The sequence below is a fragment of the Streptomyces virginiae genome, from assembly GCF_040638905.1.
GTDB lineage: Bacteria > Actinomycetota > Actinomycetes > Streptomycetales > Streptomycetaceae > Streptomyces > Streptomyces virginiae_B.
The window spans coordinates 254670-267706 of record NZ_JBEZYV010000004.1 but is presented as its reverse complement, the minus strand read 5'-3'; the positions used below and the strand labels follow the sequence as shown (position 1 = coordinate 267706).

Below are 13037 nucleotides of genomic sequence, written 5' to 3'. Positions count from 1 at the left end.
CGGGGATTACGGGACAGCCCTCAGACGGGAGCGAGCTCGCCGCGGACGCGGCGGAGCTTCCTCATGGGGCCGAGCTCGGACTCGTAGACGCGCTTGACCCCGTCGCCGAGGGCGGTCTCGATGGTGCGGATGTCGCGGACCAGGCGGGCCAGGCCTCCCGGTTCGACGGAGGCGGCCTGGTCGGAGCCCCACATCGCGCGATCGAGGGTGATGTGGCGCTCGACGAAGGTGGCGCCGAGTGCGACGGCGGCGAGGGTGGTCTGCAGGCCCGTCTCGTGGCCGGAGTAGCCGATCGGGACGTTGGGGTACTCGTCGCGCAGGGTGTTGATGACCCGCAGGTTGAGCTCCTCGGCCTTGGCCGGGTACGTCGATGTGGCGTGGCAGAGGAGGATGTTGGCACTGCCGAGCACCTCGACGGCGTGGCGGATCTGGTGCGGGGTGGACATGCCGGTGGACAGCACGACGGTGCGGCCGGTGGCGCGCAGGGCGCGCAGCAGTTCGTCGTCGGTGAGGGAGGCGGAGGCCACCTTGTGGGCGGGGACGTCGAACTTCTCCAGGAAGGCGACGGCCTCGGTGTCCCACGGGGAGGCGAACCAGTCGATGCCGCGCTTGGCGCAGTGCTCGTCGACGGCGCGGTACTCGTCCTCGCCGAACTCGACGCGGTGGCGGTAGTCGATGTAGGTCATCCGGCCCCAGGGGGTGTCGCGCTCGATGTCCCACTGGTCGCGCGGGGTGCAGATCTCCGGGGTGCGCTTCTGGAACTTCACGGCGTCGCAGCCCGCTTCGGCGGCGGCGTCGATGAGGGCGAAGGCGTTGCCGAGGTCGCCGTTGTGGTTGATGCCGATCTCGCCGACGACGTAGACGGGGCGGCCGGGGCCGGCGGTGCGCGCTCCGAAGGTGCGCAGGCGCGGGTCGGGGTGGGAGGTCATGGCAGGGGGCGTCCTTCGGTGCGGGGGTGTACGGGGTGTGGGCTGCGGGTCGGGGTCCGGGGCGGTGTGCGCGTCGGCCCGCGGGTCTGCGGGGGCGCCGGGGCGCGGGTCGAGCAGCGGGTCGAGGAGCGGGGCGAGCAGCCGGGCGCGGGCCAGGTCGTGCGGGTCGTCGATCTCCAGGACCCGGGCGGGGTCGGTGGGGACGGGCAGGGTGCGGCCGAAGAAGCGGTGGCGGGCGGTGCGGAAGCCGGCGGCGTCCATGGCGTAGGCGGCGCCGGTCTCCAGCAGGTCCTGCGGCCGGTCCTGGCGGCGGGGCCGGTACGCGGGCTCGTGGTTGACCCCGGTCCCGTGGCCGTCGGGGTCGTCGCGCCAGAGGAAGCCGTGGAAGGAGGCCGCGGTCAGGGCCGAGTCGGCGGCCCCGGTGGTGACGGCCACGGCGACCGACTCGACGTCGGAGGCGGCGAGGAAGGGGCTGGTGCACTGGACGAGGAGGACCACGTCCACGGTGAGCGAGTGCAGTTCCTCGAAGGCGGCGAGCGCGTGCAGGACGGCCGCCTCGCTGCTCGCGGTGTCGCCGGAGAGGGCGGTGGGGCGGGCGATCACGTCGGCGCCCGCGGCGCGGGCGGCCTCCGCGATGGCCGCGGAGTCGGTGGAGACGACCACGTCGGTGACGCTCGGCGCGGCCCGGCACGCCAGGACGGCGCGGGCGACGAGCGGGGTGCCGCCGACGTCGGCGAGGTTCTTGCCGGGGACCCCCTTGGAGCCGCCGCGGGCGGGGATGACGGCGAGGACCCTCACAGCTCCCCCAGCCTTCGGATCACCGGGGCGACGCGCTGCACCCCGTGGCGGTACGCCCCGCGGGCGGCCTCGCGCAGGTGGGCGCGGAGCCGGCGGCGCAGCCGGGACTCCCCCGCCTCCGGCCGTGCGGCGCCGGGCAGCGGGGTGCCGTCCGGTGCGAGGCGGTGCCGGGCGAGGACGCCGGGGAGGTATCCGGGGGCCGTGGTGGGCGTGTAGTAGGGGGCGGGCGGGGGCAGCCGGGCCGCGGCCAGCAGTCCGGCGACCTTGGCCCGGGCGACGGCGTAGGCGTCACCGTCCGCGGCCGTTCCCGCCGCGGCCTCCGGGGCCGGGCCGGCCGGGACCGGGGTACCGGTCGGCCGTACGCCGTGGGCGGCGAGCCAGACCGGGTCGCCCTCGGGCAGCAGCCCGGAGTCGAGCTGGTCCCAGGAGGCCAGGCAGCCGGAGCCCAGGAAGTGGTGGTTGCCGAGGGCCTCGCGGATGCCGAGGTCGGTGAGGACCGCCGTCGGTACGGAGCGGTGCAGGGACTCCAGGGCGGCCGTGGAGGAGACGGTGACCAGCAGGTCGGTGCCGTCCAGCACCTCGCTCATGTTCCCGTACACCAGCCGGCAGTTGGCGGGCAGTCCGCCCGGGACGCGCTCGGCGAGCCGCTGGTAGGGCTGCTCCTCCAGGTGCGTGGTGTGCTCCCCGGGCTTGCTGCGCAGTTTGACCAGCACCTCGCGTTCGGGGTGCAGCCGGGCGTGGCGGGCCGCGCGTTCCAGCAGGTAGGCGCGGTCGGCGCGGTTGTCGGGTACGGAGGGCTGTACGGCGAAGACCACCGTGGGGGCCCGGCGCCCGGCCGGCTCGTACGGCGCCCCGCCCAAGAAGGGCAGCGCGGTCTCGGTGACGGCGCCGGCGTCCGCGCCGACCCCCTCGTACACGGCGCGGAAGCGCTGCGCGTCGTGGCGGGAGTTGGCGAGGACGAGGTCGGCCCCGTGCCGCAGCAGCAGCCCGTCGGCGAGCTTCTCGTACACGACTCCGACGTAGCCGGTGACGAGGACGGGGCGCCTGGCGGGAGCCGGCCACAGGGCGCGAGCGCCGTGCAGGACCGCTTGGACGGCCCCGCCGACGAGCGCGAGGACGACCACGTCGTACTGCTCGCGTCCGATCTCGGCGAGGAACTCGGCGCAGGTCACCTCGGCCAGCCGGTCGGCCCGCACCCCCACCTCGCCGAGCTGGCGCGCGGTGGGCGTGGCACGGCCGCGCAGCAGGTATCCGGTGAGCCGGTGGTCGGGCACGAGACGGCGGGCGGTCGATGCGCCCCATTTCCATCTCGTGTCGGAATCGGCGAGTACGGCGACGCGTTTGCGTTCTGGCACGCGGCAGAAGCTATTGCGCAATTTCGGTGATCGGCCCAACGAACGCACAACAGCTGGTTAACAACGCGTCGACTGAATGCGAAAGCGCACGGGTTCACCCGCCCGCCCCGCGCCGTTCACGTGAAATCCGCACCCGGGCCACAGCGAATGCCGGGCGGGCGTCCTAATGTCTCGCGGGTGCCCAAGCTCTCTGTCGTCGTGCCGTTCTTCAACGTGCAGACATACGCACCGGACGCCCTGAAGAGTCTCGAACTGAACGCCCGGGAGGATTTCGAGTTCCTGCTCGTCGACGACTGCTCGACGGACCGGACGCCCGACCTGCTGGAACGGGCGGCGCGCGAGCTGCCGGGGGCGGTGCACCTCAGACACGAGCGCAACGGCGGCCTGGCCACCGCACGGAACACCGGGCTGGAGGCGGCCCGCGGCGAGTACCTCGCCTTCCTGGACGGGGACGACTGGCTGGCTCCCGGCCACCTCGCCCGGATGCTGGCCGCCATAGAGTTCCTGAGCTGCGATTTCATCCGCACCGACCATGTGCGCTGCACGGGCCGGACGCGGAGCGTGCAGCGCGTCCCCTTCGGTCCGCAGTCCGTCGTCGCCGATCCGCGCGGCGCGATCCTGCCCGCCGACCGGGCGACCTCGGTGGACTATCCGTACGCCTGGGCCGGCATGTACCACCGGCGGCTGCTGGACCGCGGCCTGCTGCACTTCACCGACGGGCTGCGCACGGCGGAGGACCGGCCGTGGATCTGGCGGCTGCACCGGGAGGCCGGGTCCTTCGCGGCGGTCGGACTGCCGGGGGTCTTCTACCGGCGCGGGGTTTCCACCTCGTTGACGCAGATCAAGGACGAACGGCAGCTCGATTTCATCCGGGCATTCGACCAGGTCCTCGCCGACGTCGCCACCGACCGGGAATCCGATCTCCTGCTCCCGAAATCCATCCGAACGTATTGCGCAATCATCGCGCACCATTTCGGGTCCATCGAAAGGTACGAACCGGCCGTGGCCAAGAAACTCCGCCTCATGAGCGCGGCCGCGCTCGGCCGCATGCCCCAGGACGTGCTGGATCAGGTGCTGGACTCCATGGACGTCGAGCGCTCCACGGTCCTGCGCCGCCTGCGCGGCAGCCGCCGCACCCCGTCGGGGGCGACCGCCTGATGCTCACGCAGATCTTCCTGGCCTCCACCCTCTACGGTGCGGCCACGCTCGCGGCGGGTGTCGACGCGGGCTGCTTCCCGCCCGCGGGCCGCCGGATCCTGCTCACCAGCAACCACGCCGTCACCGCCGAGGTGACCCCGGGAGTGGCGGGCATGCCGGGCTTCGCCGCCCTGCGCACCCGCTTCGACGAGGTGCTCGACTGGAACGCCGTGATCGAGCCGCAGCATCCGAGCACCTGGGCCCCGCGCGCCGAGGACGTCCCGATCTGGGAGCGGCAGCTGCGCACCCTGTGGGGCCTGGGCGAGGACCGGGTCGAGCTGGTCGTGGAGTCCCTCCAGGTGCCCCCCGCCCAGTCCCTGTGCCGGCTCTTCCCGGGCGCGGCGGTCGACGTCTACGCCGACGGGCTGATGAGCTACGGCCCCACCCGCTTCCGCCTCGACCCGCAGCTCGGGATGCGCGTACGGCGGGTGCTCCACCTGGACCTGGTGCCCGGCCTGAAGCCGCTGCTGCTGACGGAGTTCGGGGCGCGGCTGGAGCTGGTGCCCGCGGAGTCCTTCCTGAAGGTCCTCGCGGAGCTCCCCCAGCACGGTACGGACCTGGACGGCGTCGGGGAGTCTCCGGCCCTGCTGCTGGGCCAGTACCTGTCGGCGCTCGACCTGATGACCGCGGACGAGGAGGAGGAGCTGCACGCTTCGATGGTCCGGGGCGCCTTCGCCCTCGGCCACCGGGAGCTGGTCTTCAAGCCCCACCCCAGCGCGCCGGCCGAGTACGCCCACCGGGCCGCGGCGGAAGCCGAACGGCTCGGCGCCCGGCTCACCGTGGCCGGCAGCCCGGTGCCGGCCGAGACGCTCTACGGGCGGCTGCGCCCGGCGCTGGTCGTCGGCTGCTTCTCCACGGGCCTGCTGACCGCCGCGACGCTGTACGGTCTGCCCGTCGCGCGCACCGGCACCGGGGCCGTGCTGGCCCGCCTGGCCCCGTACCAGAACAGCAACCGGGTACCGCTGGCACTGGTGGACTCGCTGCTGCCGGACCTGGCGGACCCGGAGGCGGTCCGCGCGTGGACGCCCGCGTCCGTCGGGCGGGCGGGAGCGGAGCGGGCCGGGCTGCTGACGGCCGTCGGGTTCACGATGCAGCCGCAGATCCTGGCCGCGCGCCGGGCCGCGGCCGAGGCGTACCTGGCCGCGCATCTGACGCCCGCCACCCGGCGGTACTTCACGCGGCGCCGGCTGACGACGCTGGGCCTGCCGGGCGGCATCCCCGCCCGGCTGTCGTTCCTGGCGCGCAGCCGGACGGTGCGGCGCATGGCCCGGACCCTGCGCCGCGTCGCCGGCTGAGGGGTCTCAGCCGGCGGCCAGTTTGGCCGCGAAGCCCAGGAACAGCACGCCCGCGGCCGAGGTCGCCCCGGCCGACAGCCGCTTGCGGCGGCGGAAGGCCTCCGAGAGGCGGGTGCCGCCGAATATCAGCAGCGTCAGGTAGAGGAAGCTGCCGGTCTGCAGCAGCCCGCCGAGGACCAGGAACGACAGTGCCGGGTAGGCGTAGGACGGCTCCACGAACTGCACGAAGAAGGACATCAGGAAGAGGATGGCCTTCGGGTTGAGGAGGCTGATCAGCAGGGCACGGCGGTAGGGCCGCTCGTTCCCGGCCGGGTCGGCGGGGCCGGCGTCTGCCCGCGCCCCGTCCCGCTCCTGGCGCGTGCGCCACAGCGCCCAGGCGCCCCGCATCATCCCGACGGCCAGCCAGGCCAGGTACCCGGCGCCGAGGAATTTCACCACGGTGAAGACCAGCGGGCTCGCCCGGAGCAGCGCCCCGGCGCCCACCGCGGTCAGCGCCATCAGCACGGCGTCACCGGTGAACACCCCGGCGGCGGCCTTGTAGCCCGTGCGCACACCGCGGCGGGCGGCGACGGACAACACGTAGAGCGAGTTCGGTCCCGGCAACAGAATGATCAGGACGAGGCCGGCGAGGTACGTCGGCAGATCGGTGACACCCAGCATGGGCAGGAGTGTCCCATGAGGACACACCTGACAGTCGAATGGGTTTCACCATGTGGAACCGCTGGGCTCGTACGTCCCCCACACCTCCCGCAGCGCCCCGCACACCTCGCCCACCGTGGCCCGCGCGCGCAGCGCCTCCTTCATCGGGTACAGAACGTTCCGCGTGCCCGCGGCCGCCTCCCGCAGTGCCCCGAGCGCCGCCGCCACCGCCGCCCCGTCGCGCTCCGCCCGCAGTCGCGCCAGCGCCGCGCACTGCCGCTCCTCGATCGCGGGGTCCACGCGCAGCGGCTCGTACGGCTCCTCGCGCTCCAGCGCGAAGCGGTTGACGCCGACGACCACCCGCTCGCCGCTGTCGGTCTCCCGCGCGATGCGGTAGGCGTTCCGCTCGATCTCCGCCTTCTGGAAGCCGGCCTCGATCGCGGCCACCGCCCCGCCCTGCTCCTCGACCCGCCGCATCAGCGCCAGGGCCGCCGCCTCCAGTTCGTCCGTCATCCGCTCCACCGCGTACGACCCGGCGAAGGGGTCCACGGTGTGCGGTACGTCCGTTTCGTACGCGAGGACCTGCTGGGTGCGCAGCGCGAGGCGGGCCGACTTCTCCGTGGGCAGTGCGATCGCCTCGTCGAAGGAGTTGGTGTGCAGCGACTGCGTGCCGCCCAGCACGGCGGCGAGTGCCTGCACGGCGACGCGTACGAGGTTCAGTTCGGGCTGCTGCGCGGTGAGCTGGACCCCGGCGGTCTGGGTGTGGAAGCGCAGCATCATCGACTTCGCATCCCGCGCCCCGAACTCCTCGCGCATGACGCGGGCCCAGATCCGCCGGGCGGCACGGAACTTCGCGACCTCCTCCAGCAGGGTGGTGCGGGCGACGAAGAAGAAGGACAGCCGGGGCGCGAACTCGTCGACCGCCATCCCGGCCGCGAGGGCGGTACGGACGTAGGCGATGCCGTCGGCGAGGGTGAAGGCCACCTCCTGCGCGGGCGAGGCCCCCGCTTCGGCCATGTGGTAGCCGGAGATGGAGATGGTGTTCCACCGGGGGATCTCGGCCCGGCAGTAGCGGAAGGTGTCGGCCGTCAGCCGCAGCGAGGGGCCGGGCGGGAAGATGTACGTCCCCCGGGCGATGTACTCCTTCAGGACGTCGTTCTGGATCGTCCCCGTCAGCTGCGTGCCCGGGATGCCCTGTTCCTCCGCGACCAGCTGGTAGAGCAGCAGGAGCAGCGCCGCGGGCGCGTTGATCGTCATGGAGGTGGAGACCCGGTCGAGGGGGATCCCGTCGAACAGCGTCCGCATGTCGTCGAGCGAGTCGACGGCGACCCCGACCTTGCCGACCTCGCCGTGGGCGAGGGGCGCGTCGGAGTCGTGGCCCATCTGGGTCGGCAGGTCGAAGGCGACGGACAGCCCGGTGCCGCCGCCCGCGATGAGCTGCCGGTAGCGGGCGTTGGACTCGGTGGCCGTGCCGAAACCGGCGTACTGCCGCATCGTCCACGGCCGACCGGTGTACATGTTCGGATAAATCCCTCGGGTGTAGGGGAAGTCCCCAGGTGCACCCAATTGGACCTCGGGGTCCCATTCCGTCAGATCGCCCGGGCCGTAGACCGGTTCGATCGGGATTCCGCTCTCCGTGCTTGCCATGTGACGAAGTCCTCCGTAGAGCAACCGGGCCCGGGGCTGATACAACCTTGCCCGCGCGTCGCTTCGTAAGGCTGCGGACGGTTGCTGGTCACAATGGCGCAACATCCCGGGACCCTGTGCAACTCTCCACGCGCGCCAGGCATCACCTAGATACACGACGTAGAAACCGGGGGACTGCAATGCAGCGCCAGAGAGTCATAATCCGCACGATCGGGGTGGCCACCGCCGTCGCGCTCGCCGCGACCGCCTGCGGTCCGCAGAAGACGGAGTCGGCCGGCTCCTCCTCCGCGGCGCCGTCAACGCCCACGGCGGGCGCCACCCCCGAAGCCTCTCCGACCGCCGACAACAAGCCCGGTGAGCCCTCGCCGTCGGCCTCGGCGTCCGCCTCTGCCTCCCCGTCGGCCTCGCCTTCGCCCTCGGTGAAGCAGATCATGGCCAACGGCGACGAGAGCGAGCAGGTCCGCGAGCTGCAGGCCCGTCTGAAGCAGCTCAAGCTGATGACGGTGGCGCCGACCGGTTTCTACGGCTCGAAGACCACGGCCGCGGTGAAGTCCTTCCAGTCGAAGAACGGTCTGGACGCGACCGGCGGGGTCGACGAGAAGACCTGGAAGAAGATCCAGAACTCCAGCAAGAAGCCCACCGCCGACGAGCTGCGCCCGCCGACCGTCAACGAGGTCGCCGCACCGGACCCGCGCTGCATGACGGGCCGCGTCATGTGCATCAGCAAGGAGAGCCGCACCCTCGCCTGGATGATCGACGGCAAGGTCATCTCGACGATGGACGTGCGCTTCGGCTCGGAGAACACCCCGACCCGCGAGGGCGTGTTCAACGTGGGCTGGAAGGCCAAGGAGTGGACGTCGACGATCTACCACACGCCGATGCCGTACGCGATGTTCTTCAGCGGCGGCCAGGCGGTGCACTACTCCGCGGACTTCGCTGCCCGCGGCTACGCCGGCGCCTCGCACGGCTGCGTGAACGTCCGGGACAAGGGCAAGCTGTCGAAGCTCTTCGACGACGTGCAGGTGGGCGACAAGGTCGTCGTCTACTGGTGAGCCCGCAAAGGGTGACGCCGGGGGCCCGGGATCCGGGCCCCGACCAGGCCCCGACCGCACCGCCGGGCCCGACCGCGCAGCCGGCCCCGGGCCGGGGAAACACATCAGGCCGTCCCTTTCGCGACCCGCCGTAGCGGCGTGTCGCGGAACGGACGGCCTGTCCCGTTGAACGGGTCGAAGTAAAGGGCGCGGGCAGGGCCGGGGGAACGTGCCCCGCCCGCGCCGGTTGCGCAGAGCCCAGGGGTACGGGGGGAACCCCGGCTCATGCGCGGCCGATGACCAGTCGGCTCGATAAGTACTGCGTCACCGGTTCGAAAAGTGTTACAGGCGGGTCAGCGCACGTTTCAGCGGACCGCACGCAGGGGCGTGGAGCCCTGCGGGACCGCCGGTGACATCGACGGCGCCCGGAGCGTCCCGCCCTCCAGCGGGGCGTCGCGGCGCTTGGTGCCGTCGGACTCCCCGTCCAGCACCGTGGCGCAGTAGGCCGGGATCCGAAGGAGCCCGTCGGCCAGACGCGAGAGCCGCTCGCGCCGGTCGTCGTTGAGGCGGCCCTTGCGGTACTCCTGGCAGAGGTCCGCCTTGAGGCGGCTGTCCTGCTCGCGCTGGCGGTCCTTGGCGAGTTCCCCGGCGCCCAGGGTGTCGCGGCTGCCTTCGCGGTCGCCCGGACCGCTGCGGTCGTCCTGGCCGTCCTTGCCCGCGCCGCCGCCGGTCGTGGTGGTGCCCGCGGAGGCGTCAGGGCCCGCCACGGTGCCGGGTGTCGTACGCCCGTCCGGGCCCGGCGACGGCGCCACGGGGGCGAACGCCGGGTTCGAGCCGTCCGGCAGCGGGGTGGGCAGCAGCTTCGGAGCGAGGGTCGGGGCGCTGGTGCCGACGCCCGGGACCGGGCTCTCGCCGGCGCTGACGGACATCGCCGGCCCGGGTCCGGCGGTGTCGTGCCGGGACCGGTCCAGCAGCCCGGCGCCGGCCGCCGCGGCCAGTCCGCCGGCGGCGACGCTCGCGAGGGCCGCGGCCAGGCCGAAGCTCACGGTCCGGGCCCGCCGGCGGGCGGGCGCGGGCGCGGGGATGACATGGCCGAGGTCAACCAGGGGTTCACCGGACCCGTCGGCCGCGGACGGCACGGCGGCGGGGCGCACGGCAGTGGGGCGCACGGCAGTGGAACGCGCGGCGCCGCGCGCCGCGCGGTAGGCGTCCACCGCCACGCCCTCGCCGGGCAGTTCCGTGCCCGTGGGCGCCGGCACCGCCATCGCGGCCAGAGCGTCCAGGGCGGCCCGCAGCCGGGCGGCCTCCATCGCGGCACGCGTGTCGGCGGCCGGCCCCGCAGGTTCCGTCGGTCCGCCGCGCAGGAATGCTTCCGCCGCGGCCTCGTCCAGCCACCTGTCGCGCTCGTCGGCCATCACATGTCCTTCTGCGTCCGCCAACGTGAATGCGTCACACCGGTTTGTTCCGCGTAGCTCCCGCCCCGGCCACGCTGTGCGGGTACGGCGTCGAGATCCCTCCCGCCCCCGCCGTCCCACGCATGGCCATCGGCATTATGACCGACCGTGACGCCCGCCTTGTCGCCGGTGCCCGGACCGGCCTCGAAGCCGCTGTCCGCGCCCTGCGCGGCGAGCAGTTCCGCCAGCTTCTTCAGTCCGCGGTGCGCGGCGGTGCGGACGGCGCCGGGCCGCTTGCCCAGGGTCTCGGCCGCGCTCTTGGCGTCGAGGCCGACCACCACCCGCAGCACGACGGCCTCGGCCTGGTCCTGGGGCAACTGGGCTATGAGCGCCATGGTGCGCCCGGTGTCGAGGGACTCCATCGCCGCGCCGGCCGTGTCGCACTCGGCGGCCCAGCTCGTCAGCTCGGTGTCGTCGCCGCCGATGGCGGGCCGGCGGCCGCGCATGCGTATGTGGTCCAGGGCCCGGTTGCGGGCGATCCGGGCGGCCCAGCCGCGGAAGCGGTCGGCGTCGCCGGTGAAGGAGTCGAGGTCGCGGGCTATCTGCAGCCAGGCCTCGGAGGTCACGTCCTCGGCGTCGCCGTCCCCGACGAGCGTGCGTACGTAACCGAGCAGGCGTGGGTGCACGGCGCGGTACACAGCACGGAACGCGTTCTCGTCGCCGTCCTGTGCCGCGAGCACCGCGGCGGTCAGCTCCGCGTCGTCCCCCAGCAAAGTCCCCAACCCGTTCACTGTCCTGTACGTGTGGCGCAAATCAGCACGTTACGGCCTTCAAGCACCTCTCGTCCACGAGTGATACAACGTGCAACCAATCCTGCGCGGAGCGAGGTGTGACACAAAACGCACCCCTGGCGCTGACAGGGGTACGGGCTTGTCGCACGAGCCCGTGACGGATGGCGGCCGGGGCCTCTCCTGTGGGGGGTGGCGGCCTCGGTCGCCCTCCCCCTTTCGGGCATCCCACCATGCCTGTCCGTGGCGCTCACGTCATCCTTTCGGTTCACTTCCGGGTGAAATCCCCGCATGGGTACGACACACCGTGCCCTGCGTCGATAGCGTGACGGGACACCCGCGCCACGCCCCGAGGAGCCCCCCGCTGTCCAGCCACCTTCCGGCACAGGCCCGCGGCTGCCCCGACCCGGCCCACGGCCCCGGACTGGCGCGGTTCAACGCCCTGTCCCCCGGGGCCGCCCGGGCGGTCCTCCTGCACTGCTGCGGAAGCCGCCGCTGGGCGCACCGGGTGGCGGCACACCGCCCCTACCCCGACGCGGGTGCCCTCCTCGCCGCCGCGGACGAGGCCTCGTACGACCTCTCGCAGACCGATCTGACCGAGGCGCTGGCCGCGGAGCACTCGGCCGAGCTGGACCACGGGGCGTCCTACGCCGCACTGCTGGCGCTCGACGCGGCCCACGCGGAGTACGAACGCAAGTTCGGCCACGCCTTCGTGATCTGCCTGGACGGGCACCCGCCGGAGGAGCAGGCCGACCAGCTGCTGGAGGCGATCCGCCGGCGGATGGGGCACGAGGTGGACGAGGAGCGCTCGCTCTCCGCGGACGAGCTGCGCCGTGTCGCGCAGTCCCGGCTCCTGGACGTGACGCGCCGGCTGACCCGCTCCGACGGGGCCCCTACGGTCGAAACCGGGCTATTCGCCCCTGTGGGATAGCCCGTACGTGCCTGTTTGATCACACAGCCGGACCCCGGGCGAGGGAACCGACAACTCGTCGCTACGATGTCCGGGGCCGGTGGACCGTACCCGGCCGGGCCCGACCGACAAAGAAGCCGGCTGGCCCCCGCCCCGCTTCCGGAGGGTTTTCCGTGCCGGCTGGAACGTTGTACCGCGGCCGGGAAGGAATGTGGTCCTGGGTGGCTCATCGAGTCACCGGCGTCCTCATCTTCTTCTTCCTGTTCGTACACGTCCTCGACACCGCTCTCGTCCGCGTCTCACCCGAGGCGTACGACGATGTCGTGGCTACCTACAAGACTCCGATCGTCGCGCTGCTGGAGTACGGCCTCGTCGCCGCAATCCTGTTCCACGCGCTCAACGGTCTCCGTGTCATCGCCGTGGACTTCTGGTCCAAGGGCCCGCGCCACCAGAAGACGATGCTCTGGTGGGTCGTGGGCATCTGGGTCGTGCTGATGGTCGGGGCCCTCTACCCCGTGCTCGGCCACGCAGCCGCTGAACTGTTCGGGAAGTGACGCGCATGTCCTCTGACACTTCTTCCGCCAAGGCCATCGGCGACGTGGAGGGTGTTTCCCTCTACGACGTGGACAACCCCGCGCCCTACATCGAGGCGCCGCGCAAGCGCACGGGCAAGACGCCCCGCTCGACCCGCGGCAACTTCGAGATGGTCGCGTGGCTCTTCATGCGCCTCTCGGGCATCGTGCTCGTCGTCCTCGTCATCGGCCACCTGCTGATCCAGCTGGTGCTCGACGGCGGCGTCTCCAAGATCGGCTTCGCCTTCGTGGCCGGCCGCTGGGCGTCCCCGTTCTGGCAGGTCTGGGACCTGCTGATGCTGTGGCTGGCGATGCTGCACGGCGCCAACGGCCTGCGTACCGTCATCAACGACTACGCGGAGCGTGCCAACACGCGGCTGTGGCTGAAGGGCCTGCTCTACACCGCCACGGTGTTCACCATCCTTCTGGGCACGCTGGTGATCTTCACCTTCGACCCGAACATCCGCTAGGCAACGGGGCTG

12 protein-coding genes and 1 pseudogene are annotated in these 13037 nt (G+C 72.6%); 6 read left to right on the top strand and 7 right to left on the bottom strand.

Annotation, left to right across the window (positions count from 1 at the left end; genetic code table 11):
• Positions 1–20: 20 nt before the first annotated feature.
• From AB0F82_RS09125 to AB0F82_RS09115, 3 genes and pseudogenes are all read right to left on the bottom strand, one after another.
• Positions 21–929, bottom strand: a complete 909-nt coding sequence (locus tag AB0F82_RS09125) for an N-acetylneuraminate synthase family protein (RefSeq protein WP_362625338.1) — start codon at positions 927–929, stop codon at positions 21–23.
• A 429-nt stretch (positions 930–1358) separates the two neighbouring features.
• Positions 1359–1727 (bottom strand): annotated as a pseudogene (locus tag AB0F82_RS09120) (cytidylyltransferase domain-containing protein); the annotation flags it as partial.
• Entirely contained in the window at positions 1724–3082 is a 1359-nt protein-coding gene (locus AB0F82_RS09115) for a DUF6716 putative glycosyltransferase (RefSeq protein WP_362625198.1), read from the bottom strand. The pseudogene AB0F82_RS09120 and the gene AB0F82_RS09115, both read right to left, overlap by 4 nt.
• A gap of 177 nt (positions 3083–3259) precedes the next feature.
• On the opposite strand from AB0F82_RS09115, the gene AB0F82_RS09110 reads away from it, so the two are divergent.
• Both AB0F82_RS09110 and AB0F82_RS09105 read left to right on the top strand, forming a co-directional pair.
• Positions 3260–4240 (top strand): glycosyltransferase family 2 protein, encoded by a 981-nt coding sequence (locus tag AB0F82_RS09110; RefSeq protein ID WP_362625197.1) that lies wholly within the window; start codon positions 3260–3262, stop codon positions 4238–4240.
• Complete coding sequence (locus AB0F82_RS09105) at positions 4240–5574, top strand: polysialyltransferase family glycosyltransferase (RefSeq protein WP_362625195.1); 1335 nt, start codon at positions 4240–4242, stop codon at positions 5572–5574. Before AB0F82_RS09110 ends, AB0F82_RS09105 begins: the two co-directional genes overlap by 1 nt.
• Before the next feature lie 6 nt (positions 5575–5580).
• Here the strand turns inward: AB0F82_RS09105 and leuE are convergent, their stop codons facing one another.
• Both leuE and AB0F82_RS09095 read right to left on the bottom strand, forming a co-directional pair.
• On the bottom strand, positions 5581–6234 hold the full coding sequence (gene leuE, locus AB0F82_RS09100) for a leucine efflux protein LeuE (protein WP_362625193.1): 654 nt from the start codon (positions 6232–6234) through the stop codon (positions 5581–5583).
• Positions 6235–6279: 45 nt separating this feature from the next.
• On the bottom strand, positions 6280–7860 hold the full coding sequence (locus tag AB0F82_RS09095) for an acyl-CoA mutase large subunit family protein (RefSeq protein WP_362625191.1): 1581 nt from the start codon (positions 7858–7860) through the stop codon (positions 6280–6282).
• 179 nt (positions 7861–8039) lie between these two features.
• On the opposite strand from AB0F82_RS09095, the gene AB0F82_RS09090 reads away from it, so the two are divergent.
• Positions 8040–8912: a L,D-transpeptidase family protein gene (locus tag AB0F82_RS09090; protein WP_356811430.1), complete on the top strand. Its 873-nt coding sequence runs from the start codon at positions 8040–8042 to the stop codon at positions 8910–8912.
• Between the two features lie 344 nt (positions 8913–9256).
• Here the strand turns inward: AB0F82_RS09090 and AB0F82_RS09085 are convergent, their stop codons facing one another.
• The gene (locus AB0F82_RS09085; RefSeq protein WP_362625189.1) at positions 9257–10306 is read right to left on the bottom strand and encodes a hypothetical protein; all 1050 of its coding nucleotides are present in this window, start codon (positions 10304–10306) and stop codon (positions 9257–9259) included.
• Positions 10306–11058, bottom strand: a complete 753-nt coding sequence (locus AB0F82_RS09080) for an RNA polymerase sigma factor (protein WP_356811489.1) — start codon at positions 11056–11058, stop codon at positions 10306–10308. The genes AB0F82_RS09085 and AB0F82_RS09080 overlap by 1 nt, the downstream gene beginning before the upstream one ends.
• Positions 11059–11398: 340 nt before the next feature.
• On the opposite strand from AB0F82_RS09080, the gene AB0F82_RS09075 reads away from it, so the two are divergent.
• The 3 genes from AB0F82_RS09075 to AB0F82_RS09065 all read left to right on the top strand — a co-directional run bounded on the left by AB0F82_RS09075 (position 11399) and on the right by AB0F82_RS09065 (position 13025).
• A complete protein-coding gene (locus AB0F82_RS09075) occupies positions 11399–12004 on the top strand; it encodes a 2-oxo-4-hydroxy-4-carboxy-5-ureidoimidazoline decarboxylase (RefSeq protein ID WP_436842057.1) in 606 nt (201 codons plus the stop codon).
• A 152-nt stretch (positions 12005–12156) separates the two neighbouring features.
• Positions 12157–12537: a succinate dehydrogenase, cytochrome b556 subunit gene (sdhC, locus tag AB0F82_RS09070; RefSeq protein ID WP_078628202.1), complete on the top strand. Its 381-nt coding sequence runs from the start codon at positions 12157–12159 to the stop codon at positions 12535–12537.
• A 5-nt stretch (positions 12538–12542) separates the two neighbouring features.
• Complete coding sequence (locus tag AB0F82_RS09065) at positions 12543–13025, top strand: succinate dehydrogenase hydrophobic membrane anchor subunit (protein ID WP_362625187.1); 483 nt, start codon at positions 12543–12545, stop codon at positions 13023–13025.
• Positions 13026–13037: the final 12 nt, after the last annotated feature.

Coding starts and splice junctions, on each gene's coding strand:
- AB0F82_RS09125 (WP_362625338.1), bottom strand. CDS start 929: ATGACCTCCCACCCCGACCCGCGCCTGCGCACCTTCGGAGCGCGCACC.
- AB0F82_RS09105 (WP_362625195.1), top strand. CDS start 4,240: ATGCTCACGCAGATCTTCCTGGCCTCCACCCTCTACGGTGCGGCCACG.
- leuE (WP_362625193.1), bottom strand. CDS start 6,234: ATGCTGGGTGTCACCGATCTGCCGACGTACCTCGCCGGCCTCGTCCTG.
- AB0F82_RS09095 (WP_362625191.1), bottom strand. CDS start 7,860: ATGGCAAGCACGGAGAGCGGAATCCCGATCGAACCGGTCTACGGCCCG.
- AB0F82_RS09090 (WP_356811430.1), top strand. CDS start 8,040: ATGCAGCGCCAGAGAGTCATAATCCGCACGATCGGGGTGGCCACCGCC.
- AB0F82_RS09085 (WP_362625189.1), bottom strand. CDS start 10,306: ATGGCCGACGAGCGCGACAGGTGGCTGGACGAGGCCGCGGCGGAAGCA.
- AB0F82_RS09065 (WP_362625187.1), top strand. CDS start 12,543: ATGTCCTCTGACACTTCTTCCGCCAAGGCCATCGGCGACGTGGAGGGT.